This window comes from Dietzia sp. KRD202 (assembly GCF_017168155.1).
In the GTDB taxonomy this organism is placed as follows: domain Bacteria; phylum Actinomycetota; class Actinomycetes; order Mycobacteriales; family Mycobacteriaceae; genus Dietzia; species Dietzia kunjamensis.
Window position 1 is genome coordinate 173,301 of record NZ_JABFAN010000005.1, and the last position, 26,854, is coordinate 200,154.

The following is a 26,854-nucleotide window of genomic DNA, read 5'->3' on the forward strand; positions in this document are numbered from 1 at the left end:
CGCCGCGAGGAGTCAGCGCATGCGTTGGGAGATGACCTTGGAGATGCCGTCGCCCTGCATCGACACGCCGTAGAGCACGTCGGCCACGTCCATGGTGGGCTTCTGGTGGGTGATGACGATGAGCTGGCTGGTCTCCCGCAGCTGCTCGAACAGCCCGATGAGCCGCCGCAGGTTGGTGTCGTCGAGCGCCGCCTCGACCTCGTCCATGACGTAGAACGGGCTGGGGCGGGCCTTGAATATCGCCACCAGCATGGCGACCGCGGTGAGCGACTTCTCGCCGCCGGACAGCAGCGACAACCGCTTCACCTTCTTTCCCGGTGGCCGCGCCTCCACCTCGATCCCGGTGGCGAGCATGTCCTCCGGCTCGGTGAGGATCAGTCGCCCCTCCCCTCCGGGGAAGAGCGTGGAGAAGACACCCCGGAACTCGCGCTCGACGTCGACCCACGCCTCGGTGAAGATCTGCTCGATGCGCTCGTCGACGTCGTCGATCACCCCCTCGAGGTCGGACCGGGCCTTCTTCACGTCGTCGAGCTGGGTGGACAGGAACGCGTAGCGCTCCTCCAGCGCCGCGAACTCCTCCAACGCCAGCGGGTTGACCTTGCCCAGGGTGGCCAGGTCCTTCTGCGCCGACCTGAGACGACGCTCCTGTTCGGCGCGCACGAACGGCATCGGCGGCGGCGGGGTCACGTCCTCGCCTCGCTCGCGAGCCGCCTCGTACTCCTGCATCTCCAACGCCGACGGCGGCAGGTCCACGTCCGGGCCGTACTCCTCGACGAGGGCCTGCGGTTCGATACCGTGACGCTCGAGCACCGCCGCCTCGAGCTCCGAGACCTTGACCTCGAGCTGCGCCCGGACGATCTCGTCGCGGTGGGCGGCGTCGCCGAGCCTCGAGACCTCGGACTCGGCCGCCGCGAGATCACCGCGCAGCGCGGCGACACCGGCGGTGGCCTCGGCGCGCGCGGCCGAGAGCCGGTCCCGCTCGGTTCCGGCGGCGGTGATGAGTTCGTCGAGCCGCGAGAGCAGCCGCCCGCTGAGTTCGTCGACCACGCCGGCGACCTCCGCGCCGCGGCGCCGCTGCGCCGCCGCCCTGGCGGCCCGGGCCCGGGACTCGCGCTCCGCCTGCGCGGCCCGCCGCAGGGACGCCGACTTGCCGCGGACGCCGGCGGCCCGTTCCTCGGCGGACCGGTGGGCGAGCCTGGCCTCGAGTTCCGCGGCCCGGGCCGAGGCCACCGCGGCCTGCGCGGCACCACGCCCGTCGTCCTCGGGTGGCCGGACCTCGTCGTCGTCCCCGGCCCTGGCGAGTCGGTCGGTCAGCTCGGCGTGTTCGGCGCGCGCGGCGTCGAGCTTGTCCACCGAGATCCGGCGGGTCTGCTCCAGGCGCCGCACCTCGGCCTCGGCGCGACGGCGCCGCTGGCCGATACGGGCGAGCTCCGCGTAGATCTCCTCGATCGCGGCGTCGGACTCGCTGATGGCGGCGAGCGTCTCGGAGAACCGGTCCGCCCGCTCGGTGTCCTCGGCCGACGCGCCGGCCAACTCGGCGCGGGTGGTCTCGATCTCGGCCCGAACGGCGTCGCGCTCGACGACCGCGGCGTCGATCGCCGACTGGATCTCCAACCCGGTGCGCCCCGACGCGGACCCGCCCACGGTCCACCCCGCACCGGCCAGCTCACCGTCGCGGGTGACCGCGCGCACGCGGCGGTCCGCCTCGACCTGGGCGTGGGCGGCGGCGAGGTCGTCGACCACGACCACGTCGACCAACAGGGCGGTCACCGCCGCCACGAGGTCCTCCGGGACGTCCACCACGTCCAGCGCCCAGCATGCCCCGCCGACCAGGTCGACCTCCAGTCGGTAGTCGCCACCCGGCGTCCCGGCTCCCACGAGACCCGCCCGGCCCGCGTCGGCCTCCCGCAGGGCCGCCAGGACCTGCCGGCGGTTCACGGAGGTGTCCACGACCACCGCGTCGACGGCCGGCCCGAGGGCGACCCCCACGGCGCGTTCCCACCCGTCGCGGACGCCGAGCATCTCCCCCACCGTCCCGGCGACGGCGTCGGCCCCGAGATGCCGCAGGACCCACTCGGCGCCGTCCCCGGCGCCCTTGTTCTGCTCGAGAGTCTCGATCCGGGCGGCCAGCCGCGCGATCCGCTGGTCGGCCTCCCGCTCGATCCCCTGCAACTCCGCGAGCCGGGCCCGTGCCGCGAGGTGGGCGCGCTCGGCCCGCCCCAGGTGTTCGTCGAGGGTCCGTTCGCTCTGCTCGTGCGCCCCCACCCTGGCGTGGACGGCGTCGAACTCGGCCTCGGCGTCGACCACGGCGGTGCGCGCGACCTCCGCCTCGGCGTCCACGCGCGCGATCTCCGCCTGGGTGGACTCCACTCTCGCGGCGAGGGTCTCGACCTTGCCCGCGAGCCTGGCCACGCCCTCCCGGCGGTCCGCGATCGCCCGGACGGCCTTGAGGTGCTCGGCCTCGAGCGCGGCGAGCGTCGACTCGGCCCGTCCCAACGCCTCGGTCGCCAGACGGGCCTTCTCGGCGGCGGCGTCGACCTGAGCGGCGAGGTCCTCCTCGTGCGCGGCGGCCCGCTCGGCCTGGCGGTCGAGCTCGTCCGGGTCGGTGCCGTGGTGCACGGCGACCTCGGCGGCCAGCGACCGCGCGCGGTCGGCGGCGATCCGGGCGGTGGCGCGGGCCCGCTCGGCCAACGTCGACAGGGCGAACCACCGCTGCTGCGCAGCGTCGGCGTCCGGGGTCAACCGATCGAGCTCGGCCTGGGTGTCTGCGACGGCCCGCACCAGCTCGTCCCTGCGGTCGACCGCCTGCGCGACCTGGTCCGCCAACCGGGAGCGGACACTCTCGGCATCCGCGAGCTCGCGTCGACGGGTGACCAGGTCGTCGGCGGCGAGGCGGAACGTGGCGTCGCGCAGGTCCGCCTGGATGGTCTGCGCCCGGCGCGCGACCTCGGCCTGCCGCCCCAGCGGCTTGAGCTGGCGCCGCAGTTCGGTGGTGAGATCGTTCAACCGGTCCAGGTTGCCCTGCATCCCGGCGAGCTTGCGCTGGGCCTTCTCCTTGCGGCGCCGGTGCTTGAGGATGCCGGCGGCCTCCTCGATGAACGCCCGGCGCTCCTCCGGCTTGGACTCGAGGATCTCGGCGAGCTTGCCCTGGCCGACGATGACGTGCATCTCGCGGCCTATCCCTGAGTCCGACAACAGTTCCTGCACGTCCATGAGTCGGGCGCGGTCGCCGTTGATCTCGTACTCCGCGGCGCCGTCGCGGAACATCCGGCGGGTGATCGACACCTCGGCGTAGTCGATCGGCAGCACGCCGTCGGAGTTGTCCAGGGTGAGGGTGACCTCGGCGCGGCCGAGCGGCTGCTTTCCCGTGGTCCCCGCGAAGATGACGTCCTGCATCTTGCCGCCGCGCAGCGATTTGGCACTGTGCTCGCCCATGACCCAGGTCAGGGCGTCGACGACGTTGGACTTGCCCGACCCGTTGGGCCCCACCACGCAGCAGATTCCGGGCTCGAATCTCAGGGTCGTCGGCGCCGCGAAGGACTTGAAGCCCTTGAGCGTCAGCGACTTGAGATACACGGTTGTCGATCCTAGGTCAGCGTTCGACGAATCCCGGGAGTCCGCCCCGGGCCGGCTCCCAGGTGTCGACGACGAGGTCCACGTGGCCGGGGGTCCCGCCGCCGCGGAGAAGTTCCACCAGGTCACGGCACGCCGACTCCGGTCCCTCCGCCACCACGTGGACGCGACCGTCCGGCTTGTTGGCCGCGTACCCGCTCAGGCCCAGTTCGAGTGCCCGACTGCGGGTCCACCAGCGGAAGCCCACGCCCTGGACGCGGCCGTGGACCCAGGCGACCAACCGGACCTGGTCGGGATCCGGTGCGCTCATGCCGCGCCGCCCCCGTTTCCGGCGTCAGCGCCGCCGGTCTCGGCGTCGGCGCCGCCGGTCTCGAACCCCAGCGCGATCTCGGTCCCCGCGGTCAGGGTCCGGCCGACGGTGCACGCCTTGTCCACCGAGCGCCGGATCATCGCCACCAGTCGCTCGGCCATCGCCGGGTCTAGCCCGGACAGGTCGAGCTCGTAGCTCTCCTCCAGCAGCGGGTATCGCTCGTTCTCGCGGTCGGCGTCTCCGGAGACGCGAACGGTCGCGGCGTAGTCGTCACCCAACCGGCGGGAGATCGTGAAGTCGGAGGCCATGGCCGTGCAGGCCCCGAGCGCGATCTTGAGCAACTCCCCCGGGGTGAACACCCCCTCGACGTCGGCCGAGCCGATCTCGACCCGGGCTCCCCGGGAAGATGTCCCCACGTAGCGTCGGGTCCCGGTGCGTTCGACACGGAGATCGGGAGCGGGGTGCGCCGCCTGCGGGGCGGCCGGCGCGGGCGTCTGCGTGGGGGTGGGGGGCGTCGACTCAGTCATGCGGTCATCGTACGACCGGTCAGCGGGCCACCTCAGCCCCGCCGCGGCGCGCGGGACCGACGTGGCGGGCGGGACCGGCGTGGCGCGGGCTGGCAGACCGGGCAGAAGTGCGAACCGCGGTTCATGAAGTCCTCCCGCACCACGGCCGTCCCACACCGCGCGCACGGCAGGCCCGCCCGTCCGTAGACGTCGAGGGAGCGATCGAAGTACCCCGAGGCGCCGTTGACGTTGACGTACAGCGCGTCGAATGAGGTGCCGCCGGCCGCCAGCGCGTCCGCCATCACCTCGCGGGCGTGCTCGAGGACCCCGGTCACGGCGCGGAGTGTCACGGCGCCGGACCGCCGGCGGCCGTGGAGACCGGAGCGCCACAAGGCCTCGTCGGCGTAGATGTTGCCGATCCCCGAGACCACGGTCTGATCCAGCAGGAGGCGCTTGATCTCGGTGTCCCGGCGTCGGATCGTCCGGGCGGCGACGAGGGGGTCGAACCCGGGCTCGAACGGGTCCGCCGCGATGTGGGCGGCCGGCGCGGGCAGGAGCTCCCCCGTGCCGTCGAGAGCCTCCGCCAGTGGGACGACGGTCCACCCGCCGAACGTCCGCTGATCGACGAAACGCAGCTCCCTGCCGTCGTCGAGCTCGGCTCGCGCGTGCAGATGGCGTACCGGCGGCGCACCGCCCTCGGCGACCAACATCTGCCCGCTCATCCCCAGGTGTACGAGCAGGCAGTCCGCCCCCGCCGCGTGGTCGGAGTCCAGGGTGAGCCACAGGTACTTGCCGCGACGCCGGGCGCCGCTGACGGTGCGGCCGGTCAGACGCGCGACGATCTCGGGGGCGCCGCCCGGCTGCCGGCGCGCGGTGCGGGCGCCGGTGACCTCCACGGACGTGATCGCACGACCGACGACGTGATCGGCCAGGCCCCTGCGGACGACCTCGACCTCGGGTAGCTCGGGCACGTCAGCGTGTGGTCCCGTCCAGGGCGGCCCACGCCTGCTCGGCGGCCTTCTGTTCGGCCTCCTTCTTTGTGCGACCGGTCCCCTCGCCCAGGGACTCGTCGCCCACGAACACCACCGCGGCGAAGGTCTTGTCGTGGTCCGGCCCGGTGGAGGTGATCTCGTACCGCACCCTGGGCCTGCCCGTCGACGCGCACTTCTCCTGCAGACTGGTCTTCCAGTCGAGGGCCGCCCCCAGATGCGGGACCACCTGCAGTCGGTCACCGATGATCCGTTCGATCAGACCCCGGGCCGTCTCGAGCCCGTGGGTCAGGTAGACGGACCCGAACACCGCCTCGAGGGTGTCGGCGAGGATCGAGTGCTTGTCGCGGCCGCCCGTCAGTTCCTCACCGCGGCCGAGCCGCAGGTGATCTCCCAGGCCGCCGGGACCGAGCTCGCGGGCGATGTCGGCCAGGACATAGGTGTTGACCAGGCTCGCACGGATCTTGGCGAGGTCGCCCTCGGGACGATCCGGGTACGCCGTGTAGAGGTGTTCCGTCACGACCAACTCGAGCACCGCGTCGCCGAGGAACTCCAATCTCTCGTTGTGGGGCAGGCCGCCGTGCTCATAGGCGTACGAGCGGTGGGTCAGAGCCTGGGTGGCGAGGTCGACGGGGAGGGCGACCCCCAGGACGGAGTCCAGTGGCGACGGCTGCTCCGTCACGCGCGGTCCTCACCGGCGTCGCCGGCTCCGGTTGACCCGAACTTCTCCGCCAACCCGGCCCACCGGGGATCGATCCGGCCCTCGGCGTCGCCGGAGACGCCGTCGGGAGCGGGGGTGTCCGGGTTGATGCACTCGTCGTGGCCGTAGTCGGTGCACGTCGGCGACATGGGGAACTCCAGACCGAACGCGTCGACGAGCGCGGGCTCGAGGTCGAGCAGGTCGCCGTCCAGCAGGCGGACCTCGTCCTGCTCGGCGGCCTCGGCCGCGGCGGTGCCCTCGGCCGCGTACATGTCGGTCAGGTCCACGCCCACCGGGGCGGAGAACTCGCCCAGGCAGCGCGCGCACTCGACCTCGGCCCGACCGGTGACCGAGCCGGTGACGAGCACGCCCTCGTCGACGTAGGTCAGCATGAGGTCGAGGTCCACCTCGGAGCCCTCGGGGATCCGGATGAACTCCACGCCGATGGCCGAGGGGAGGACGGCGGCACGCTGCACCGGCACCATCGAGCCGGGGGCGCGTCCGAGGACGCGGGTGTCGAGGACGAGCGAATCGGCGGCGGGCCGGCCGTGGCGGGGGGTACGGGAGGTGGTGGACACGCCCAGCAGACTACCCGCCGGGGTCAGTAGTCCCCGTACCCGTCGCCCGGGCGCTCGTCCTCGCGGACCCCCCGCCGGCCGGTGGGCTCCCGTCGCCCGACCGGGGCGACACCGTGCAGCTCCTCGCGACCCCGGCTGACGGTGCGGATGGTGGTGCCGAGGAACTCCTCGAACCGGGCCATCTTCTCGTCGATGTAGGCGTCGCATTCCTCGCGCCGACGCTCGCTCTCGGCGTGCGCGGCGTCTCGCACCCGCGCGGCCTCCTCGTCGGCGATGCGGACGACCTCGGACTCGGACAGCATCCGCTGCTGCTCCTGCCGGGCTTCGGTGATCGTGCGGTCGTAGAGGATGTTGGCCTGTTCGACGAGCCGGTCTGCCTCCGCGCGGGCGCGGCTCGTGGTGGACTCGGCGTCCCGACGCGAGCGGTCGAGGAGCTCCGCCGACTCGGCGCGGGCGTCGCCCACCAGCCCGTCGGCGTGGGTGGTCGCCTCGGCGACCATGCGGTCGGCGCGGGCCTTGGCGTCGGCGAGCATGGCGTCCGCGTCCTCGCGCGCCTCGCGCAGGGTGCGGTCCGCCTCGGCGTCGGCGGCGGCGACCGTCTCGCGGGCGGTGGCATCGGCCTCCGCGAGCACCCTGTCGCGCTGGTCCAGCACGTCCTGGGCGTCGTCGAGTTCGCCGGGGAACGAGTCACGGATGTCGTCGAGCAACAGCAGGGACTCGTGCCGGGGCACCACGCAGTTCGCGGTCATGGGCAGACTGCGGGCGTCCTCAATCATCGCGTTCAGCTCGTCGAGGGCCTGGAACACTCGGTACACGCTCGTCCCTTCACCGGATCGTCACTCTTGCCCCACCAGTGTGCCCGCAACACAGGTCGCCGGGCCGGTGCGTGGGCGGTGTGTCCGGTAGGTCCGGCGGGCCGACGCCGCTTGCCCCGCCCCTCCCCGTCAGCCCAGGCGCTCCGTCAGGGCGCGGGCGACCGGCTCCGGCAGCAGGTGGGACACGTCGCCGCCGAGTCGGGTGACCTCGCGGCACAGCGAGGAGGAGACGAACGCCAGGTCGGCCCGGGTGGGCAGGAAGACGGTGTCGATCTCGGCGATCGAACGGTTCATGTGGGCCATCGGCAACTCGTAGTCGTAGTCGGTGGAGTCGCGCAGGCCCTTGATCACCGCGGTGGCACCCTGATCGCGGCAGTAGTCCACGAGCAGTCCGTAGAAGCTGTCCACCCGCACCCCGGGAATGTCGGCGCAGACCTCGTCGATCATCGCCTTGCGCTCGTCGATCGAGAAGGTGCCCTGTTTGTTGGGGTTGGCGACCACGCACACGATCACGTCGTCGAACAGCGCGGCGGCTCGCCGGATGATGTCGAGGTGCCCGAGGGTCACCGGATCGAAGGAGCCTGGGCACACGACGGTGGTCATGGGGCGACCGTATCAACACGCCGGGCCATCTCCACGGCGGTCTCGCCGTAGGTGCGCTCGAACACGACCTCGTACCCGCCCGGCCACCGCACGGCCGGGTCCCGCTTCGACCGCTCCCACACGACGAGCGCGTCCTCCGCGAGCCACCCCCCGGCGAGCAGGGCCTCCAGCACCGGTTCGTCCAGCTCCGCTGACCGCTCGTACGGGGGGTCGGCCAGGACGAGGTGGAATCCGCCCTCGACGGGGCACCGGCCACGGACCGCGGCGGGTAACGCCGCGCGCTTCACTGTGAGACGGAGCGGGGACGACGACGATGAGGACGACGACGACGACAACGACAACGACGACGACGCGCCCGCCGTGTTCTTCTTCAGGCACGCCACCGCGCGCTGGTTCTCCTCGACGAACCACGCCACGTCGGCTCCCCTGGAGACAGCCTCGAGCCCGAGTGCGCCGGAGCCCGCGAACAGGTCGAGAGCGGCGGCGCCGTCCAGGTCGACCCGACTTCCGATGGCACTGTAGAGCGCCTCGCGGACACGGTCCGTGGTGGGCCTGGTGCCGGCCGGCGGCACGGTGATCGTCAGCCCGCGCAGGCGGCCGGAGATGATGCGGGTCATGTCTTCCCTGTGGTCGTGGGTCAGTATCTGAACAGGTAGTCGGATTCCTCGGAACCGGCCAGGCGGCGGACCCGCTCCGCGAGCGCCGGGTGGGCGTGCAGCCCCGGGTCGGACTCCAGGATCTGTTCGGCGTGGCGCCGGGCGATCTCGATCACCTCACCGTCGTCCACCACCGACAGCAACCGCAACGCCGAGAGGGCACCCGACTGGGCGTCCCCGAGGACATCGCCCTCGCGGCGCTGCACCAGGTCCAACTGCGCCAGCACGAAGCCGTCCGTCGTGGCCGCCACGGCATCGAGCCGCTCCATCGAGCGACCCCCGGTGCGGGAGTTGGTCACCAGCAGGCACAGGCCGGGCAGTCCGCCCCGACCGACGCGGCCACGCAACTGGTGCAGCTGACTCACGCCGAAGCGCTCGGCGTCCATGACCACCATGACGGTGGCCTGGGGAACGTCCACACCGACCTCGATCACAGTCGTGGAGACGAGGACGTCGAGAGCGCCGGCCGCGAACGCCGCCATGGTGGCGTCCTTCTCCTCCGGCGGGAGTCGGCCGTGCATGAGTCCGATCCTCAGTCCCGCCAGGGGCCCGGTGGAGAGGTGCTCGTGCAGGTCCACGGCAGCGGCCAACGGCGGTCGGTCGCTGCCGTTGTCGTCGTCGCCCTTCTCGGGGTCGTCGGCGTCGATCCGCGCGCACACCACGTACGCACGGTGGCCGGCCTCCACCTCCTCGCGCACCCGCTCCCAGGTCCGCTGGAGCCACCGCGGCTTCTCCCTCGCCGGGACGACGGAGGTGGAGATGGGGCGACGCCCCCCGGGGAGCTCCTGGAGCTCGGACACCTCCAGGTCCCCGAACACGGTCATGGCGATGGTCCGCGGGATCGGGGTCGCGGTCATCACCAACAGGTGCGGCACCAACCCCGCCCGACCCTTGGCGCGCAGACGATCACGCTGTCTGACGCCGAAGCGGTGCTGCTCGTCCACCACCACCAGGCCGAGGTCGAAGAAGTCCACCGAGTCCTGGATCAGCGCATGCGTCCCCACGACGATCCCGGCCTCCCCGGTGACGATGTCGAGCAGGGCCGCGCGCCGCTGGGCCGTGGACATCGACCCGGTGAGCAGCACCACGCGGGTGGCCTGCTCGGCCGCGCCCAACCTGCCGCGCTCACCGAGATCGCCGAGCATCGCCGTCAGTGAACGGTGGTGCTGGACCGCCAGGACCTCGGTGGGGGCCAGCATCACGCACTGCCGGCCGGCGTCGACCACCTGGAGCATCGCCAACAACGCCACCACGGTCTTGCCCGACCCGACCTCGCCCTGCAGGAGCCGGTTCATGGGCTCATCACGGGTCAGGTCCGCCGAGATCTCCTCCAGTACCGCCGACTGTCCGCCGGTGAGCTCGAACGGCATCCGGGCCTCCATGGCCGCGCGGAGCCCGTCCCCGCGCACCGGACTGGCCGGCGCCGGGTCCCGCGCGACGAACCGGCGCCTGGCGCCGAGCAGCAACTGCAGCGCGAGCGCCTCGTCGAAGCGCAGCCGGTACCCGGCCCGATCCTTGTCCCGGGAGTTCTCGGGCAGGTGGGCCTTACGCAGTGCCTCGTCGAGGTCCATGAGGCCCGCCACCGACCGGACCGTGGCGTCGAGCGGGTCGACCACCGGCACCAACGCCCGCAGGGTGGTGACCACCGCGCCGAGCAGGTCCCAGGAGGTGACCCCCTCCTTGGCGGCGTACACGGGCAACAGTGGACGGTCGAACAGGCTCGGTCCGCCCTCGGCGTCGATCTCCGCGGCCAGGCGTGCCAGCGCCGCGAGGTCGCCGGACCCCTTGAGCTGGCCGCCCGGGCCGGTCACCGGACGCAGGACGAGGAACTCGGGATGCTTGAGGTCCAGTGACCGGCGGAAGCGGGAGACGGTGCCGTCGAACATCGCCAGCGTCCCCACCGGGAGCATGAACTTGATCTTGCGCCCGGCGAAGAACACGACCCGGAACGTGGTGTCGCCGTCCTCCACCGTCAGCGTGAGCATCTCCCGCGTCTGCCGCTGCTTGGTCTGGTACGTGCGGGTCTGCGCGGTGGTGACCTTGCCGATCACCGTGACCCGCTCGCCGTCGACCAGTTCCCGCTTGTCGTAGCGCTGTCCGTGCTGACGGTAGCGGCGCGGCAGGGTGTGCAACAGGTCGCCGACGCTGCGGTGCCCGAACGCCGCGGTGATGCGCTCCGCCAGCCCGGGGTCGAGGACCTCGGCGAGCGGGGTGTCCGTGGTGGCCAGAGAGGTCATTCGACCCCGACGTGGGCCACGGCCCGCCCGGGGCCGGCGGCGTATCCGACCACCTCGATGTCGGGGTGGCGGGACCGCACGCGGGACAGCGCCGACTCGGTCGCCGCCTCGTCGTAGGCGTCACTGAACAGCACGGTGACGAGTTCGCCTCCGGAGGACAGCACCCGGTCGACGAGCGCACACACCGCGTCGACCGCGTCGGACTCGATCAGTGCGACGTCGTGCCCAACCACGCCGAGCAGGTCGCCGGCCGTGCACCGACCCACCAGGGTCAGCGCGTCCTGCTCAGCCCGGATCAGGTGGGCGTGCCGGGTCCCGGCCGCGGCGTCGGCCATGGAGAACCCGTCCAGCGACAGGGTGGTCGTGGGGTCGTGCACCGCCAGGGCGGCCAGGCCCTGGACCACGGATCCGGTCGGCAGGATCAGTGCGTGACCCTCGCCGTCGCGCAGCGCGGCATCGATGGCGCCGATCTGGTCGCGGGACAGTTCGCCGTTGGGTAGGACGAGGAGCTCGTCGGCGTCGACGGCGAGCACTGCGTCGATCACGCCCTCCCCGTCGTCCCCCGGGTCGACGGTCTCCGCCCCGGCCTCGGAGAACAGGTCGGCCAGCGGCCCCTCCGGCACGATGGCGACGACCTTGCGCAGCCCGGGGTCGCCGGTTCGCGGGTCCGAACCGTGCGGGTCCCCGGCGCCGTGGGCCCGGTGCTGCCCGGGCCGATCGCCCACGGGGTCGAGCATGTCGGTCACCCGGATCTCGGTGACCCGCCCGAGCGACAGGGCCGCCTCGATCGCGGCGCCGATGTCGTCGGTGTGGACGTGCACCGCCCACCTGGCGTTGGCTCCGGAGCCACCGTCGCCGACGACACCCACGCTGTCGCCCACCATCCGGAGTGCGGTCCGCAGCTCGTCGGCGCGCGCGTCGTCGGAGTGGGTGAGCGAGTACATCACCTCGTAGCGGGTCCCGGCGTCCTCGTGCGGTTCGTCCGTATCGTGCCCGGGCGTTGACGACGCCTCTGCGCCGTCCTTCGGGATGAAGTAGTCCGGCCGTTCGGGGGTCTGACCCGCCAGGATCTCGACCATGGCGTCCAGCAGGACGAGCAGCCCACGCCCGCCGGCGTCGACGACGCCGGCCCTGCTCAGCGCGGGCAGTTGTGACGTGGTCCTGTCGAGCGCCTCGGCGCCGGCGTCGGCGGCCACGCGGGCCACCTCGACCAGCGAGGAGGCGGAGGACCGTCCGGCCGCGGTCGCGGCCTCCCGCAGGACCGTGACGATGGTCCCCTCGACCGGCTCGCTCAACGCGTGGTCCACGAGGGTCACCGCGGTCCGCAGTGCGCGCCGGTAGGTGGAGGCGTCGACCACGGTGAAGGTCGCCGCCTCGCCGACCGCCCGCAACACCTGCGACAGGATCACGCCGGAGTTCCCCCGCGCACCGTGCACGGCCCCGTGGCCCAGCGCGACGGCGATCTCGCGGGCGCCGGCGGTGCCCCCGCCCTCGGAGATCCACGCGTCCTCGCCCTCGGCCCGGTCCACGGCCGCCCGCATGGTGTAGAGCAGGTTCGTTCCGGTGTCGGCGTCGGGGACCGGGAAGACGTTGAGGGCGTTGATCTCCTCGCGGCGGGCGGCGAGCTGCTCGACGCACCGCCGGGCCCACGTGAGCAGCCCGTGCGCGTCGAGGGTCGACGGACGTTCCTCGACACGTGTCGACTCCTGCGTCATCACCCCTCCTCACCGCGCGCCCACCCCTGCGGCCATCTTCCCTGTCGGCCCGGCCAAGCCTAGTACCCTCTGCACTCGGCAGCCGTCCGACTAGCCGAGACGGCCGACACGACCCGGGAGCACCACGATGACCGCAGACCTCACCGCCACCCCCCTCGTCACTCTCACCGATGGGGTACTCACGCTCCCGGTCTCGCTGGAGGGCAAGGGCAACTCACTCGATTCCGACGCGGTCGATCAGGCGGCCATCGCCCTCCGTGCGCTCCTCGACGGCGAGATCGACGCCGGGTCGGTCCTGCTGGTGGGCCTGGGCAAGAATTTCTGCAACGGCGGCAACGTCCCGGGCTTCGCCGCGGCCGAGGACCGTTGGGAGCACGTGCGGGAGCTCGCGGACCGGCTGCACGGGGTCGTCCGGATGCTCGACGAGGTGACCGTGCCCGTGGTCGCCGCGGTCGCGGGGTGGGCGGCCGGCGCCGGCGCCTCGCTGGCCATGGCCGCGGACTTCTCGGTCGGCGGGCCCGACACCCGACTGCTTGCGGCGTATCCGGGCATCGGGCTGTCGCCGGACGGAGGGATGTCGTGGCGCCTGCCGCGCGCGGTCGGTCAGCCCGCGGCGCGGGCGTTCATCCTCGGCAACGAGCCGATGGACGGTGAGCGAGCCTTCCAGTTGGGCCTGCTCACGACCTTCGTCGACGGCGACGTCCGGGAGGCCGCCCGGTCGCTGGCTGTGCGACTCGCGGCCGGACCGCGCGAATCCCACGCCGCCGCGAAGGCGCTCCTGCGTGCCTCCGAGAACGCCACGCTGTCGGATCAGCTCGACGCCGAGCGCGAGTCGATCGCCCGCCTCGCCGTCTCGCCGGACGGCATCGAGGGCGTGGATGCGTTCGTCGCCAAACGTCGTCCGGAGTTCGGACGGGGCTGAGGGGGGGCTGAGCCGGGAACGCCACGTCGTGGACCGGCCGGGGCCGCTACATCTGTAGCGGATCCTCGGGCAGTCGCCAGTCCACCGGCTCGACGCCGAGTCCCCGCAGTTCCTCGTCGGCCCGGCTGAACGGCCGTGAGCCGAAGAACCCCCGCGACGCCGAGAGCGGCGACGGGTGCGCGGACGCGATCACGGGGGTGTCCCCCAGCATCGGCGCCAGCGACTGCGCGTGACGTCCCCACAGGATCGCCACCATCGGGCGATTCCGCTCGACCAGGGCCTCGATCGCCCGCCCGGTGACCTCCTCCCACCCCTTGCGGCGGTGGGAGGCGGGCTCCCCGGGCGCGACGGTGAGCACCCTGTTGAGCAACAGGACCCCTGCACGGCTCCAGGCCCCGAGGTCGCCGTGCCCGGGGGCCGCCAGTCCCAGGTCGTCCGTGTACTCGCGATAGATGTTGACCAGGCTTCGCGGGAGCGGGCGCACGTCGCCGTCGACCGCGAAACTCAGTCCGACGGCGTGGCCGGGCGTCGGGTACGGGTCCTGCCCCACGATGAGCACGCGCACGTCGTCGAACGGCTGGGTGAACGCACGCAGGACCCGGTCGGCGGCGGGGAGGTATCCCCGGCCCGCCGCGTTCTCGGCGCGGAGGAAATCGCCCATCCGGTGGATCCGCTCCTCGACGGGCGCGAGTGCACGAGCCCAGCCGGGGTCGAGGAGGTCGGCCAACGGGGTGGGCGAGGCGTGTCGGTCGCTCACCGGTCAGTCGAGTCGACGCAGGTCGGCGCGGTAGCGCATGGCGTTGTCGTGATACATCTGGGTGTTGCCCTCGAGCATCGCGGGGTCCACCTCGAATCCCTCGCGGATCTTCGCCGGCATTCCCATCGCCATCCGACGGGCGGGGAGTTCGAAGCGGGGCGGGACCAGGCACCCGGCGGCCACGACCGCCCCGGCCCCGATCACGGAGCCGTTGAGCACGATCGAACCCGACGAGATGAGGGCGCCGTCCCCGATGGTCGCACCTTCGATGTGCGCGTTGTGCCCCACCACGCAGTGAGCGCCGATGATCGTCGGTTCGGTGGCCGTGCAGTGGACGATCGTGCCGTCCTGGATGTTGGTCATGGCGCCGATCTCGATGCGCCCGTAGTCCCCGCGCAGGACCGCGGTGGGCCACACCGAGGCGCCGGCGCCGAGTGTCACCCGGCCGATGACCACCGCATCGGGGTGCACCCAGGCGTCGGGTGCGATGTCGGGTTCGAGGTCTCCCAGTGCGTAGACAGCCATGCGGATCACCCTAGTTCGCGCCGCGCGCGGAGTCCCAGCCTCCCGGCGTGCGGGGCTCACCGTCGAGGGTGACCAGGCCGGGTTCTCCCGACCGGACGGTGCCGATCGCCGTGAACCCGGGCGGGATCACCGCCCCGGGTGGGAACGTCCCGAGCAGTCCGTGGTCCTCGCCACCGTCGAGGACCCAGTCCAGCACCTGACGCCCGGGGTCCGCGACGCCCAGTGTTCCCGCGGCCTCGGCCAGGACCGGGTCGACGGGCAGCGCGTCGGTGACGAGGTCGGCCGCGACGCCCGATGCCCGCGCGAGCCCCGACAGGTCGCGCAGCAGCCCGTCGCTGACGTCGGTGAGAGCCCGCGCGCCAGCCAGCCGGGCGGCGGTGCCGGAACCGATCGGCGGTACGGGTACCCGGTGCGACCGCTGGAGCGGGCCGTCGGGGTGCCCGGCCAGGAGCAGCGCCAGCCCGGCGGCCGAGCGTCCGGGCGCGCCGGTGAGCGCGACCGTGTCGCCGGGCTCCGCCCCGTCGATCCTCAGGGGGCGGGCTCCGTGCGGGAGGGTGCCGATCGCCGTCACGCCGACGACGACGAGGTCCGCTCTGGTGAGATCCCCGCCGACCACGACGGCGCCGGATCGCGCGGCCTCCCCGTGAACACCCTCCGCAAGGTCCGCGATCTGCCCCATCGTCGTCGCGGCCGGTACGGCGAGGGCGACCAGGACACGTGTGCACTCGGCCCCCATCGCCAGGACGTCGGAGACGTTCTGCGCCACCGCGCGCCTGCCCACGTCGTCCCAGCCGGTGAGGTCGAGACGGAAGTGGGTGCCCTCGACGAGCATGTCGGTGGTGACCACGGTGGCGGCGGCGGGTCCCAGGACCGCGGCGTCGTCGCCGTTGCCGACCGGGTCGTCCACGGCGTGCCCGGCCGCGCCGCGCAGGACGGCGAGCACCGCGGCCTCGCCCGCCTCGGCGACGGTGAGGGCGCGGTCGGACACGGCGGCCACCTCTGCTTCCCGTGGTGTCTCGTCGCCGGGCACACCGGCGGGGGTCTGTAGCGTTGCCGTCAGGTTAGCGGCCGCCCGAGTCGGCGGCCGATCGTGGGAGGAAGGACGACACGACGTGGCTTCGACGGATTCGGATCCGACCGACCGGTATGACGCCGGACCGCGGGACACCGGCACCCCGGGTGCGCGGGCGGTCCCCGTGTCGACCATCGTGGTGGTCCTCGCGGTGGTCGTCCCGCTGATCATGCTCGCCGTCGTCTTGGTGTTGGTCCGCTCGGTGGGTGAGGAGGCCACAGAGGCGGCCGCGAGCGAGCCGGTGGCGGCGGTGCCGATCCCCTCGCCCGGAGCCGGGTCCGAGGAGTGCGCGACGCTGATCGAGGCGCTCCCGGAGTCGCTCGGGGAGGCCGGCCGGGTCGCTCTCGCCGAACCGGCGCCGGAGGGGGCGGCGGCGTACCGGATGCCCGATGCCGAACCGGTGATCGTCCGCTGCGGGCTGCCGGCTCCGCCGACCTTCACGGTGGGGGTGGGCCTGCAGGAGGTCAACGGCGTCCAGTGGTTCAACGAGCCCGATCCGGACCCGGCGGTCACCGCGTCGACCTGGGTCGCGGTCGATCGTCCGCAGTTCGTCGCGGTGACGCTGCCCGACGGCAGTGGCACCGGACCGATCCAGGACCTGTCCGACGCGCTCGGCGCGACCCTCGAGGCCGTCGAGCCGGATCCCGCACCGATCGGCTGACCCGGCCGATCGGGGCCGGAGGGCGGTCGTCTCAGCCGCGGGCGAGCGCGGTCCGCACCAGGGTGTCGAGCAGGGTCGGGTAGTCCACGCCCGTCGCCGCCCACATCTGCGGGTACATGGAGATCGGCGTGAACCCGGGGATGGTGTTGACCTCGTTGATCACCGGCCCGTCGGCGGTGACGAAGAAGTCCACCCGACTCAGCCCCCGGGCATCCAAGGCGTGGAACGCCTCCACGGCCAGTGCGCGCAGTCGCCCGGTCTCCTCGTCCGACAGATCGGCGGGAAGGTCGAAGGTGGTGACGTCGTCGAGGTACTTGGTGTCGAAATCGTAGAACGCGTCACCCTCGGTCTCGCCCTCCCCGCCGGTGGGCTCGCCGGGGATGTGCAGTTCGGCGGGCAGGCTCGCCTCCACCCGGCCATCTGGGTACTCGAGGACCCCGCATTCGACCTCGCGCCCGACGATCGCGGCCTCGACGATCACCTTCGGATCGAAGCGTCGAGCCTCCGTGATCGCCGCATCGAGTTCCTCCGCCCGCGACACCTTGGTGATGCCGATGGACGAGCCGCCGCGGGCCGGCTTGACGAACAAGGGCAGGCCCAGGCGGTCGCGGTCCGACGCCGAGAGTGTCTCCGTACCCGGCCGGAGCACGACCTGCCGCCCGATCGGCAGTCCCGCCGCGCCCAGGACGACCTTGGTGAACTCCTTGTCCATGCCGGCGGCACTGGCGAACACTCCCGGGCCGACATAGGGGATGCCCGAGAGTTCGAGCAACCCCTGGACGGTCCCGTCCTCGGCGTGGGTGCCGTGCATGACGGGGAAGACGACGTCCACCCGTGAGAGTTCCTCCCCCGCCCGGTCACCGTCTGAGAACCGCAGGACCCCACGGTCGTCGGTGGACAGCCCCAGTGCGACCCGGGGGCGGTGTGGGTCGACGACCGGCATGCTGCGGTCGACGATCCGCAGGTCGGACACGTCCTCCGGGCCGAGCGTCCACGTCCCGGATTCGGTGATCCCGACGGGGATGACCTCGTAGCGGGCGGGGTCGAGGTGCGACATGACGGCGCCGGCGGATACGCAGCTCACGGAGTGCTCGGAGCTACGACCGCCGTAGAGGACGGCAACGGTGATGCGATTCACCGGGCCGAGGCTACTCGGGCTTGGTGCTCCGCCTCATGAGGCGCACCGCCACCTCGACGGCGTCGCCCCCCTCGTGACAGATCTCGTGGATCGCCTCCGTCAACGGCATCTCCACCCCGACCCTGCGGGACAGTTCGCGGATCGACGTGCACGACTTGACCCCCTCGGCGACCTGACCGTTGGTGGCCTGCTGGGCCTGTTCCAGGGTCTCTCCCCTGCCCAGACGCTCGCCGAAGGTCCGGTTGCGGGACAGGGGCGAGGTGCAGGTCGCCACGAGGTCCCCGAGGCCCGCCAGCCCCGCGAAGGTCATCTGGTTGGCGCCCAGCGCCACGCCGAGCCTGGTGGTCTCGGCCAGCCCTCGGGTGACGAGGGTGGCCATGGTGTTGTCGCCCAGCCCCATCCCGGTGGCGATGCCGCACACGAGGGCGATGACGTTCTTGGTGGCGCCACCGATCTCGCAGCCCACGACGTCGGTGTTGGTGTACGGGCGGAAGTAGGGCGTGGAGAAGGCGTCCTGGAGCCGGGCCGCGCGCTCGTCGTCCGTGCAGGCGATCACGGTCGCCGCGGGCTGCCCCTCCGCGATCTCCCTCGCGAGGTTGGGGCCGGACAGCGCGGCGATCCGGCGATCGTCGAGCCCGGTGACCTCCGCGACGACCTCGCTGATGCGCATCAGAGTCCCTGTCTCGATGCCCTTGGCCAGCGAGATCACCCCGGCCTCCGGCTCGAGGTGGTCGACCCAGTGCTCGAGGTTGCCCCGCAGACTCTGGGACGGGACCGCCAGCACGACCTCCTCGGCGCCGGCCAGGACCCGCGCCGGGTCGGTCGACGCGGTGACCGTCGCCGGCAGCACGATGTCGGGGAGGTATTTGGAGTTGCAGTGCGCGTCGTTGATCCCGGCTGCCACCTCGTCCCGACGGGCCCACATCACGACCTCGGATCCGGCGTCGGCGAGAACCTTGCCGACCGCGGTCCCCCAGGACCCCGCACCCATCACCGCGATCCGCGCCATCATCGCCTCCCGACCGTCGACCTGCTCCCGACCGCCACCCTCAGGCGAATCGTGGTCAAACGCTACCCGGCGGAGGACGCTCGTGAGGCCCGGCTGGCAGGATGGCGGGCGATGAGCACAGCGGGGCACGGCGGGTCGACGGCTGACGGGTGGACGATCGTCGTCCCCGTCAAGGCGCTCGAGCGCGCCAAGAGCCGGTTGGTGCCCGCACTCACCGCGGACGGCAGGAGGGCTCTCGTGGTGGCGATGGCCGTGGACGTCCTGGCCGCCTGCCGGGAGACCCCGGGAGTCGCCCGCGTTCGCGTCGTCTCCGCCGACCCCCGTGTGGAGGAACTGGCCTCGGGGGCGGGGGCGGAGTTCGTCGACGAACCCGCCCGTACGGACCCCCGCCACGGTGACCCCCTCAATTTCGCCCTGGACAACGCACTCGCCGACGTCCCGGGCCCGGTCGGGGTGGTCGCGGCGGATCTCCCGGAACTGCGACCCGAGCACCTCGCGCGGATCCTCGACATCGCCGGCCGGCACCCGCACGCCACGGTCACGGACCACCGCGGAGCCGGGACCACGATGGCGTTCTGGACCGGCGCGCCCGGTCCCCGTGTCTGCCGGTTCGGTGTCGATTCGGCCGCCCGGTACCGCGACGAGGGCGGCGCGGTACCGGTCGCGGCGGTGGGCGATCTGGCCGCCGCCGCCCGGGATGTCGACGTCCCGGAGGATCTCGCGAGGTTGCCGGGGCGGTCCGTCGGTCCCGCCACCGCCGGGGCCCTCCGTGACCCCTCCGTCCGCCTCCTCGCCCACGCGACCGGGGTATCGGCCACAATGGTCCCGTGACCGCCGAACCGACCGCCCTCCAGGGATTGCCCCGGCCCCGCGACCGCTACCTCAACCGCGAACTGAGCTGGCTCGACTTCAACGCCCGGGTCCTCGCACTCGCCGGGGAGAAGGACCTCCCGCTGCTGGAGAGGGCCAAGTTCCTCGCGATCTTCGCCTCGAACCTCGACGAGTTCTACATGGTCCGCGTGGCCGGTCTCCAGCGCCGCGACAAGACTGGACTGTCCGTACGCTCCGCTGACGGCCAGACACCCGCCGAGCAGCTCGGCCGCATCAGCCGACGGACGCGGGAACTGTGCGACGAACAGACCCGCCTGTTCGAGGACGAGATCCGGCCGTCGCTGGAGGAGCACGGGATCCGGATCCTGCCCTGGAGCGACCTCACGGCCGAGGAGCGCTTCACCCTCGCGGAGTTGTTCCGCAACTCGATCTTCCCCGTCCTCACGCCCCTCGCGGTGGATCCCGCCCACCCGTTCCCGTACATCTCCGGGCTGAGCCTGAACCTCGCGGTGATCATCCGCGACCTGGACTCGGGCCAGGAGCACTTCGCCCGGGTGAAGATCCCGCACAACGTCCCGCGCTTCGTCCGGGTCGACCGCGGCGGTCCGGACGAGTACGCGTTCGTCCCCGCCGAGGACATCATCGCCGCGCACCTCCAGGATCTGTTCCAGGGCATGGAGGTCGTAGAGCACCACGTGTTCCGGGTGACCCGCAACGCGGACATGGAGGTCGAGGAGGACCGCGACGAGGACCTGCTGCAGGCACTCGAGCGCGAGCTCGCCCGCCGACGCTTCGGGTCGGCCGTGCGGCTGGAGATCGCGGAGGACACCACCCCGCGGATGCTCCGCATCCTGCAGCGTGAGCTCGACGTGGACTCGGCCGACGTCATCCGGTTCTCGGGCCTGCTGGACCTCACGGGGCTGTGGCAGATCCACGGGCTGGACCTGCCGGATCTCAAGGACCCGCCCATGGTGCCGGCCACTCCCCCGGCGTTCGGTGAGAGGGAGACGGCCCGCAACATCTTCGCCTCCCTCCAGGAGGGCGACGTCCTCGTCGAGCACCCCTACGAGTCGTTCGCCACCACGGTCCAGCGGTTCATCGAGCAGGCCGCTGCCGACGACGACGTCCTGGCGATCAAACAGACCCTGTACCGGACCTCCGGCGACTCCCCCATCGTCAACGCGCTGGTCGATGCCGCCGCGGCCGGCAAACAGGTCGTCGCGCTGGTGGAGATCAAGGCCCGTTTCGACGAGCAGAACAACATCCGGTGGGCCCGCGAGCTCGAGCAGGCCGGGGTCCACGTCGTGTACGGCCTCCTGGGCCTGAAGACCCACTGCAAGACCTGCCTCGTGGTGCGCAAGGAGGGCGACCGGCTCCAGCGCTACGCACACATCGGTACCGGCAACTACAACCCCAAGACGGCCCGCCTGTACGAGGACGTCGGCCTGTTCACCGCCGACGAGGACGTCGTGTCGGACCTGACGGATCTGTTCAACCACCTGACCGGGTTCTCCAACGTGAGCAAGTACCGGCGCCTGCTGGTGGCGCCGGAGGGCATCCGGTCGGGGATCATCGAACGGATCGACCGCGAGATCGAGCTGGCCGCCGAGGGGCGCGAGGCCGGCATCCGGCTCAAGGCGAACGCCCTCGTCGACGAGCAGGTCATCGACGCCCTGTACCGGGCATCCCAGGCCGGGGTGCCGGTCGACATCGTGGTCCGGGGCATCTGTTCGCTGCGGGCCGGCGTCCCCGGCCTGAGTGAGAACATCCACGTCCGCTCGATCCTCGGGCGCTTCCTCGAGCACTCCCGGATCCTGCACTTCCGGGGCGCCGACGAGGCCCTCATCGGCAGTGCGGACATGATGCACCGCAATCTGGACCGCCGGGTCGAGGTGATGGTCACCGTCACCGATCCCCGGCTCAAGGCACAGATCCACCGCATCTTCGACTCCGCCCTCGATCCGGCCACGCGCAGCTTCCACCTCCGGCACGACGCCAACTGGACCCGCATGCCCGCCCCGGAGGACTGGGCCGATTCGGTCGACCACCAGGAGCGGTCGGCCTCCTTGCACGCGGGATTCCGGGACCGATGAGCAAGAAGGTCAAGATCCGGGTGGTGCCCGCGGCGGGCGCGGTCCTGTACCGCACGGACGGCGACTCCCGCCTGTGCGCGGTGGTCCACCGCCCGCGCTACGACGACTGGTCCCTGCCCAAGGGCAAGGTCGACGCCGGGGAGTCGCTGCCGGTCGCGGCGGTCCGGGAGATCGCCGAGGAGACGGGATTCACCGCCGTCCTGCAGTCCCGGATCGGCACCACCGGCTACCCCCTCAAGGAGAACACCCGCAAAGAGGTCACGTACTGGTCGGCGATGGCCGGCGAGGGAACCTTCGAGCCGAACTCGGAGGTCGACGAGATCCGGTGGCTCCCGGTGGAGCAGGCCAAGGATCTGGTCTCCTACCCGTTGGACCGCAAAATCCTCGCCCGCTTCTGCGCGGCCCCGCCTGCCGGGAAGACCCTGCTCGTCGTCCGGCACGCCAAGGCCGGAAGCAGGAGCCAGTGGAGCGGGAACGACGACCTCCGGCCCCTGGACAAGTCCGGACGGGCGCAGGCCGAGATGCTGGTGCCGATGCTCCGCGCGTTCGGCGTGACCCGGTTGTACAGCGCGCCCAGGGTCCGTTGCGAACAGACGCTCGCGCCGCTGGCGGACGAACTCGGGGTGGGGATCGCGGTCGAACCGGCGCTGAGCGACGAGGCCTACCTCGCCGACCCGGCGTCCGCCGTGGCCCGGCTGGCCGCGATCGCCCCGGGCGACGGCGTCGCCGTGGTGTCCTCGCAGGGAACCGCCATCCCCGGGATGATCCGGGATCTGGCCGGCCCGACCGACATCGACGTCGGCGATGCCTCCACCAAGAAGGCCGGCGTGTGGGCGCTGGGGTTCGACGGGGCGGGACCGACCTACGCCGACTACTACCCCAGCCCGCTACCGCTGTTCTGAACTGCAGTAGCGGGCCGGTCGGTCAGCTGACCTTCTCGCGGTGGTTCACACCGTTCTTGCGCAGGCCCCCGAACGACTGGTGCGAGCTGGAGCGCTTCGCGGCGAGCCTGTCTTCGGGGAGCGACTCGGTGCCCTGGATGACGGACTTGAAGTACTGGCCCGGCCGGAACACCGGCGAGTACGTCGGCGGAACCGGGATCGACTCGCCGGTATGGGGGTTACGGGCGACCCTGGCCGCACGTGACTTCTTCTCGAAGATGCCGAACCCCATGATGGTGATGGATTCCCCGGACGCCACCGTCCGGACGATGATGTCGAGAGTGTTCTCCAGCGCCTCGGTGGCGAGCTGGTGATCTCCGCCCATCCGCTCCGCCAGTTCGGCGATCAGGTCGGCTTTGTTCACGTGGGGATCCCCCTTCGGGTGAGGTATGCGGGCGCGGTACCGGTCCGCGCCGACTAAACATAAGCATACTCACACGTTTTTGCCAGCCGGGGGCATTTCGGAGGTTACTCCGAAACAAGTTCTTATCCCGAGGTCAGCGTGGGGTGGTGACCGGCTTGAACGCGGGCCGGCGACTCTCGAACTCCGCGATCTGATCGGCTTCACGCAGCGTGAGACCAATGTCGTCGAGCCCCTCCATGAGACGCCACCGGGTGTTGTCGTCGATGTCGAACGGTACCGTGACGTCACCGGCCGTGACGGTGCGCGACCCCAGGTCGACGGTCAGCTCGATACCCGGTCGCTCGTCCATGACCTTCCACAGGAGTTCGACGTTCTCCTGCTCGACCTGGGCGGCCACGAGACCGGACTTCCCCGAGTTGCCGCGGAAGATGTCGGCGAACCGCGAGGAGATGACCACACGGAACCCGAAATCCATCAGGGCCCACACGGCGTGCTCGCGCGAGGACCCGGTGCCGAAGTCCGGTCCGGCGACCAGGACGGAGGCGCGGTCGTAGGGCGCCCGGTTGAGGACGAAGTCGGGCTCCTTCGCCCGCCAGGAGGAGAAGAGTCCGTCCTCGAAGCCGGTGCGCGTGACGCGCTTGAGGTACTCGGCCGGGATGATCTGGTCGGTGTCCACGTTGGAGCGGCGCAGCGGGGCGCCGATGCCGGTGTGGGTGGTGATCGGCTCCATGAGGTGTCAGGCCCCCTTCGCGGGCTCGAGGTCGACGGGTGAGGCGAAGTGTCCGAGCACCGCGGTGGCCGCGGCGACCGACGGACTGACCAGATGGGTGCGGGCCCCCTTGCCCTGGCGGCCCTCGAAATTGCGGTTCGATGTGGACGCGCACCGCTGACCCGGCAGCAACGAGTCCGGGTTCATGCCCAGGCACATGGAGCAGCCGGGTTGGCGCCATTCGGCGCCGAAGGCGGTGAAGACCTTGTCCAGGCCCTCCGCCTCGGCCTGTTCGCGCACGCGCATCGAGCCCGGCACGATGAGCATCCGGACCCCGTCGGCCACCGTGTGACCGTCGACGACCTCGGCGACGGCGCGCAGGTCCTCGATGCGGCCGTTGGTGCACGAGCCGACGAACACGACGTCCACCGGCACGTCCCGCATGGGGGTGCCGGCCTCGAGGTCCATGTACTCCAGTGCGCTCTCGGCGGCGATGCGCGCGCTCTCGTCCGTGAACGACTCGGGGTCGGGGACGGCCGCACCCAGGGGCACGCCCTGGCCGGGGTTGGTGCCCCACGTGACGAAGGGGGTGAGGGCGGCACCGTCGATGACGACCTCGGTGTCGAACACCGCGTCCTCGTCGGTCCGGAGCCCGTCCCAGTACCGCACGGCCTCGTCCCACTCGTCACCCGCGGGCGCGTGCGGGCGACCGCGCAGGTAGTCGTAGGTGATCTGGTCCGGGGCGACCATGCCGGCCCGGGCACCGGCCTCGATGCTCATGTTGCAGATGGTCATCCGCGCCTCCATCGACAGCTTCTCGATGGCCTCGCCGCGGTACTCGATGATGTAGCCCTGCCCGCCGCCGGTGCCGATCTGGGCGATGACGGCCAGGATGAGGTCCTTGGCGGTGACGCCGGGCTGCAGCTCGCCGGTGACGGTGACGGCCATGGTCTTGAACGGGCGCAGGGCCAGCGTCTGGGTGGCCATGACGTGCTCGACCTCGGAGGTGCCGATGCCCATCGCGATGGAACCGAACGCCCCGTGCGTCGAGGTGTGCGAGTCACCGCACACCACGGTCATGCCCGGCTGGGTCAGGCCGAGTTGCGGACCCACGACGTGGACGATCCCCTGCTCGAGGTCGCCCATCGGGTACAGCCGGACACCGAACTCCTCGCAGTTGGAACGCAGCGTCTCGATCTGGATCCGCGAGGTCTGGTCGGCGATGAGGTTGACCGCGCCCCCGACGATGTCGGTCGGGACGTTGTGGTCCTCGGTCGCCAGGGTCAGGTCCGGGCGGCGGAGCCGGCGTCCGGCCAGCCGGAGACCGTCGAAGGCCTGCGGGCTGGTGACCTCGTGCACGAGGTGGAGATCGATGAACAGCAGGTCGGGCCCCCGGGACCCGCCCTCGCCCTCGCCCTTGACCACCACGTGGTCGTCCCAGACCTTCTCGGCCAGGGTCCGCGGTCGCGTACCTGCGGACACGGTCTCGTTCATCACGCCTCCACTCCACGCCCTGATGGGATCCGATGGATTCTCACCATGTAGGACGATATAGTCGAACTGTGAGACAGTATAGCGGGATCGGAGTCCTCGACAAAGCGATGACGGTGCTCCACGCCGTGGCCGAGCAACCGTGCGTCCTGGCCGACCTCTGCGAGCGGACGGGGCTGCCTCGCGCGACCGCCCACAGGCTTGCGGTGGGGCTCGAGATCCACCAACTCCTCTCCCGTGACGACGCCGGGGTGTGGAGCCTGGGGCCCGGTCTGGCCAAGCTCGCCGCGCACGTGTCGGACTCCCTGGCCGAGGCCGCGTCCTCCGTGCTGCCCCGCCTGCGCGAGGTGACCGAGGAGAGCGTGCAGGTGTACCGCCGCGACGGTGACCGCCGGATCTGTGTGGCCTCCGCGGAACCACCGACGGGACTGCGGGACACGGTGCCCGTCGGCGCGATCCTGCCCATGACACGGGGCTCGGGCGCGAAGGTGTTGGCGGCGTGGGCCGACCCCGCCACCCAGCGCACCCTGCTCGCCGACGCCACGTACACCGAGCGCCAGCTCGCCGACGTCCGGCGGCGCGGCTGGGCGCAGTCGGTCGCCGAGCGGGAGGCGGGCGTGGCCTCGATCTCCGCGCCGATCCGGGATGCCGCCGGCACGGTGGTCGCCGCGATCTCCGTGTCGGGCCCGGTCGACCGCATCGGTCGCCGCCCCGGCGTGAAGTGGGCGGCCGATCTGCTCGCCGCCGCCGATGCGATCCACAAACGGCTCTAGTCGACAGGGACGCCGCCGCGCCGGCCCTACGCGGGCCGCCGGCCGCGGGTGAGCCGCTCGAGCGCCCACGGCAGGCTGGCCACGCTGGGTTGGCGCACCGCGGCCACGAGATCGTCGTCGCGCGGGTCCACCCGCACCACCTGCACGCCCGGCCGCCGGAGGTCCCGGTACGGAACGGGGTCGGGGCGCGAGTCCACGTCGAAGCCCAGCGCACGGATCTCGGCGCCGAGTGGCGACGTCGCCGCGAGGGTGGCGACGGGGGTGTCGGGCCGCGCGCCGGTGCCGATGACGACGGCGAGGGCGTCGACCCCCAGGCGGCGCTGCTCCTCCGACCACTCCTCGAGCGCCTTCTCGGCCGTCTCGGCTGCCGGGGTGGGATCGCGGTCGACGGCCCCGGCGACGAGATCGAGGTGGTCCCGCCACCCGGGTCTCCCCTGCGGGTCGACGATCACCGTGGCGAGCTGCTCGTACCCACGGAGCTCGGGCCCGGTGACGTCGGCCGCGACCAGGACGAACGCGTCGACCCCGAACGGCAGCAGCGACCGCAGGCTCGGCAGTCCGGGGCCGTCCCACTCCGGCGACGGCGGTGCCGGGTGGTCGCGCCACGGTCGCGGGCCCGTCCCGTCGACGGCCCACGCGGCGGTGGGCTCACGGTCGAGGGCGTGCAGGACGTCGAGGTCGGCCGAGGAGAGCGCGATGAGGCGGCGTGGCGGAGCGTCCGGTGTGGGGGTACGGATCGGACTGGGGGGAGTCAGCGGGTCGCTCGCCGTCGGAGCCGGTGTCGTCGTCGACCCCCCTCCCGGGCCGCACGCGGTGAGCCCCGCGAGGGTCAACCCGCCACCGACGGCCAGGCGGAGGAGGTCACGGCGAGAGGTCACCCCGGTGA

26 protein-coding genes are annotated in these 26,854 nt (G+C 72.0%); 6 read left to right on the forward strand and 20 right to left on the reverse strand.

Translation table 11 applies throughout. The annotated features are described in order from the left end of the window. Positions 1–12 precede the first annotated feature (12 nt). The 11 genes from smc to J1M64_RS01665 form a co-directional block, all read right to left on the reverse strand. Positions 13–3,576: a chromosome segregation protein SMC gene (gene smc, locus J1M64_RS01615; RefSeq protein WP_206472303.1), complete on the reverse strand. Its 3,564-nt coding sequence runs from the start codon at positions 3,574–3,576 to the stop codon at positions 13–15. Between the two features lie 16 nt (positions 3,577–3,592). Next, entirely contained in the window at positions 3,593–3,883 is a 291-nt protein-coding gene (locus J1M64_RS01620; protein ID WP_067717574.1) for an acylphosphatase, read from the reverse strand. Next, positions 3,880–4,410, reverse strand: a complete 531-nt coding sequence (locus tag J1M64_RS01625; protein WP_206472304.1) for an OsmC family protein — start codon at positions 4,408–4,410, stop codon at positions 3,880–3,882. The genes J1M64_RS01620 and J1M64_RS01625 overlap by 4 nt, the downstream gene beginning before the upstream one ends. A gap of 32 nt (positions 4,411–4,442) precedes the next feature. Then, complete coding sequence (gene mutM, locus J1M64_RS01630) at positions 4,443–5,360, reverse strand: bifunctional DNA-formamidopyrimidine glycosylase/DNA-(apurinic or apyrimidinic site) lyase (RefSeq protein WP_206472306.1); 918 nt, start codon at positions 5,358–5,360, stop codon at positions 4,443–4,445. Between the two features lies 1 nt (position 5,361). Then, positions 5,362–6,060, reverse strand: a complete 699-nt coding sequence (gene rnc, locus J1M64_RS01635) for a ribonuclease III (protein WP_206472308.1) — start codon at positions 6,058–6,060, stop codon at positions 5,362–5,364. Then, positions 6,057–6,656 carry a DUF177 domain-containing protein gene (locus tag J1M64_RS01640; protein ID WP_067717567.1) on the reverse strand — a complete coding sequence of 200 codons (600 nt, stop codon included), beginning with the start codon at positions 6,654–6,656 and terminating at the stop codon, positions 6,057–6,059. Before J1M64_RS01640 ends, rnc begins: the two co-directional genes overlap by 4 nt. Before the next feature lie 23 nt (positions 6,657–6,679). Beyond that, the gene (locus J1M64_RS01645) at positions 6,680–7,471 is read right to left on the reverse strand and encodes a DivIVA domain-containing protein (protein ID WP_119192434.1); all 792 of its coding nucleotides are present in this window, start codon (positions 7,469–7,471) and stop codon (positions 6,680–6,682) included. 129 nt (positions 7,472–7,600) lie between these two features. After that, positions 7,601–8,074, reverse strand: a complete 474-nt coding sequence (gene coaD / locus J1M64_RS01650) for a pantetheine-phosphate adenylyltransferase (RefSeq protein WP_096905307.1) — start codon at positions 8,072–8,074, stop codon at positions 7,601–7,603. Further along, positions 8,071–8,691, reverse strand: coding sequence for a 16S rRNA (guanine(966)-N(2))-methyltransferase RsmD (rsmD, locus tag J1M64_RS01655; protein WP_206472310.1), 621 nt, complete (start codon positions 8,689–8,691; stop codon positions 8,071–8,073). Before rsmD ends, coaD begins: the two co-directional genes overlap by 4 nt. A gap of 20 nt (positions 8,692–8,711) precedes the next feature. After that, positions 8,712–10,967 (reverse strand): ATP-dependent DNA helicase RecG, encoded by a 2,256-nt coding sequence (gene recG / locus J1M64_RS01660; RefSeq protein ID WP_206472312.1) that lies wholly within the window; start codon positions 10,965–10,967, stop codon positions 8,712–8,714. After that, on the reverse strand, positions 10,964–12,682 hold the full coding sequence (locus J1M64_RS01665; RefSeq protein ID WP_206472314.1) for a DAK2 domain-containing protein: 1,719 nt from the start codon (positions 12,680–12,682) through the stop codon (positions 10,964–10,966). Before J1M64_RS01665 ends, recG begins: the two co-directional genes overlap by 4 nt. Positions 12,683–12,809: 127 nt before the next feature. Between J1M64_RS01665 and J1M64_RS01670 the strand changes: the two genes are divergently transcribed. Further along, positions 12,810–13,604 (forward strand): enoyl-CoA hydratase/isomerase family protein, encoded by a 795-nt coding sequence (locus tag J1M64_RS01670; protein ID WP_206472316.1) that lies wholly within the window; start codon positions 12,810–12,812, stop codon positions 13,602–13,604. 46 nt (positions 13,605–13,650) lie between these two features. Here J1M64_RS01670 and J1M64_RS01675 read toward each other — a convergent pair whose 3' ends face one another. The 3 genes from J1M64_RS01675 to thiL are packed head-to-tail and all read right to left on the reverse strand — an operon-like array spanning position 13,651 to position 15,874. After that, positions 13,651–14,361: a uracil-DNA glycosylase gene (locus tag J1M64_RS01675; RefSeq protein WP_206472318.1), complete on the reverse strand. Its 711-nt coding sequence runs from the start codon at positions 14,359–14,361 to the stop codon at positions 13,651–13,653. A gap of 3 nt (positions 14,362–14,364) precedes the next feature. Continuing rightward, a complete protein-coding gene (locus J1M64_RS01680) occupies positions 14,365–14,886 on the reverse strand; it encodes a gamma carbonic anhydrase family protein (RefSeq protein ID WP_206472320.1) in 522 nt (173 codons plus the stop codon). A 10-nt stretch (positions 14,887–14,896) separates the two neighbouring features. Further along, on the reverse strand, positions 14,897–15,874 hold the full coding sequence (gene thiL / locus J1M64_RS01685) for a thiamine-phosphate kinase (RefSeq protein WP_256819564.1): 978 nt from the start codon (positions 15,872–15,874) through the stop codon (positions 14,897–14,899). A 124-nt stretch (positions 15,875–15,998) separates the two neighbouring features. Here thiL and J1M64_RS01690 point away from each other — a divergent pair, with 124 nt between their 5' ends. Further along, entirely contained in the window at positions 15,999–16,619 is a 621-nt protein-coding gene (locus J1M64_RS01690) for a DUF3515 domain-containing protein (RefSeq protein ID WP_206472325.1), read from the forward strand. A 31-nt stretch (positions 16,620–16,650) separates the two neighbouring features. On the opposite strand, the gene J1M64_RS01695 is transcribed toward J1M64_RS01690, so the two are convergent. Then, entirely contained in the window at positions 16,651–17,757 is a 1,107-nt protein-coding gene (locus J1M64_RS01695) for a D-alanine--D-alanine ligase family protein (RefSeq protein WP_154827737.1), read from the reverse strand. Positions 17,758–17,767: 10 nt separating this feature from the next. After that, entirely contained in the window at positions 17,768–18,766 is a 999-nt protein-coding gene (locus J1M64_RS01700) for an NAD(P)H-dependent glycerol-3-phosphate dehydrogenase (RefSeq protein ID WP_096907217.1), read from the reverse strand. A gap of 111 nt (positions 18,767–18,877) precedes the next feature. Here J1M64_RS01700 and cofC point away from each other — a divergent pair, with 111 nt between their 5' ends. The 3 genes from cofC to J1M64_RS01715 are packed head-to-tail and all read left to right on the forward strand — an operon-like array spanning position 18,878 to position 22,592. Further along, complete coding sequence (gene cofC, locus J1M64_RS01705) at positions 18,878–19,597, forward strand: 2-phospho-L-lactate guanylyltransferase (protein ID WP_206472327.1); 720 nt, start codon at positions 18,878–18,880, stop codon at positions 19,595–19,597. Continuing rightward, positions 19,594–21,690 carry an RNA degradosome polyphosphate kinase gene (locus J1M64_RS01710; RefSeq protein ID WP_206472329.1) on the forward strand — a complete coding sequence of 699 codons (2,097 nt, stop codon included), beginning with the start codon at positions 19,594–19,596 and terminating at the stop codon, positions 21,688–21,690. The genes cofC and J1M64_RS01710 overlap by 4 nt, the downstream gene beginning before the upstream one ends. Then, on the forward strand, positions 21,687–22,592 hold the full coding sequence (locus tag J1M64_RS01715; protein WP_154827743.1) for an NUDIX hydrolase: 906 nt from the start codon (positions 21,687–21,689) through the stop codon (positions 22,590–22,592). Before J1M64_RS01710 ends, J1M64_RS01715 begins: the two co-directional genes overlap by 4 nt. A gap of 22 nt (positions 22,593–22,614) precedes the next feature. Here the strand turns inward: J1M64_RS01715 and J1M64_RS01720 are convergent, their stop codons facing one another. From J1M64_RS01720 to leuC, 3 genes are all read right to left on the reverse strand, one after another. Beyond that, entirely contained in the window at positions 22,615–22,995 is a 381-nt protein-coding gene (locus J1M64_RS01720) for an HU family DNA-binding protein (protein ID WP_154827745.1), read from the reverse strand. A gap of 133 nt (positions 22,996–23,128) precedes the next feature. Then, positions 23,129–23,725 (reverse strand): 3-isopropylmalate dehydratase small subunit, encoded by a 597-nt coding sequence (leuD, locus tag J1M64_RS01725; protein WP_206472331.1) that lies wholly within the window; start codon positions 23,723–23,725, stop codon positions 23,129–23,131. Between the two features lie 6 nt (positions 23,726–23,731). Further along, positions 23,732–25,198 carry a 3-isopropylmalate dehydratase large subunit gene (leuC, locus tag J1M64_RS01730; RefSeq protein WP_206472333.1) on the reverse strand — a complete coding sequence of 489 codons (1,467 nt, stop codon included), beginning with the start codon at positions 25,196–25,198 and terminating at the stop codon, positions 23,732–23,734. Positions 25,199–25,266: 68 nt separating this feature from the next. On the opposite strand from leuC, the gene J1M64_RS01735 reads away from it, so the two are divergent. Continuing rightward, positions 25,267–25,968 (forward strand): IclR family transcriptional regulator, encoded by a 702-nt coding sequence (locus J1M64_RS01735; protein ID WP_067717512.1) that lies wholly within the window; start codon positions 25,267–25,269, stop codon positions 25,966–25,968. Between the two features lie 26 nt (positions 25,969–25,994). On the opposite strand, the gene J1M64_RS01740 is transcribed toward J1M64_RS01735, so the two are convergent. Beyond that, on the reverse strand, positions 25,995–26,846 hold the full coding sequence (locus tag J1M64_RS01740) for an ABC transporter substrate-binding protein (RefSeq protein WP_206472335.1): 852 nt from the start codon (positions 26,844–26,846) through the stop codon (positions 25,995–25,997). Positions 26,847–26,854: the final 8 nt, after the last annotated feature.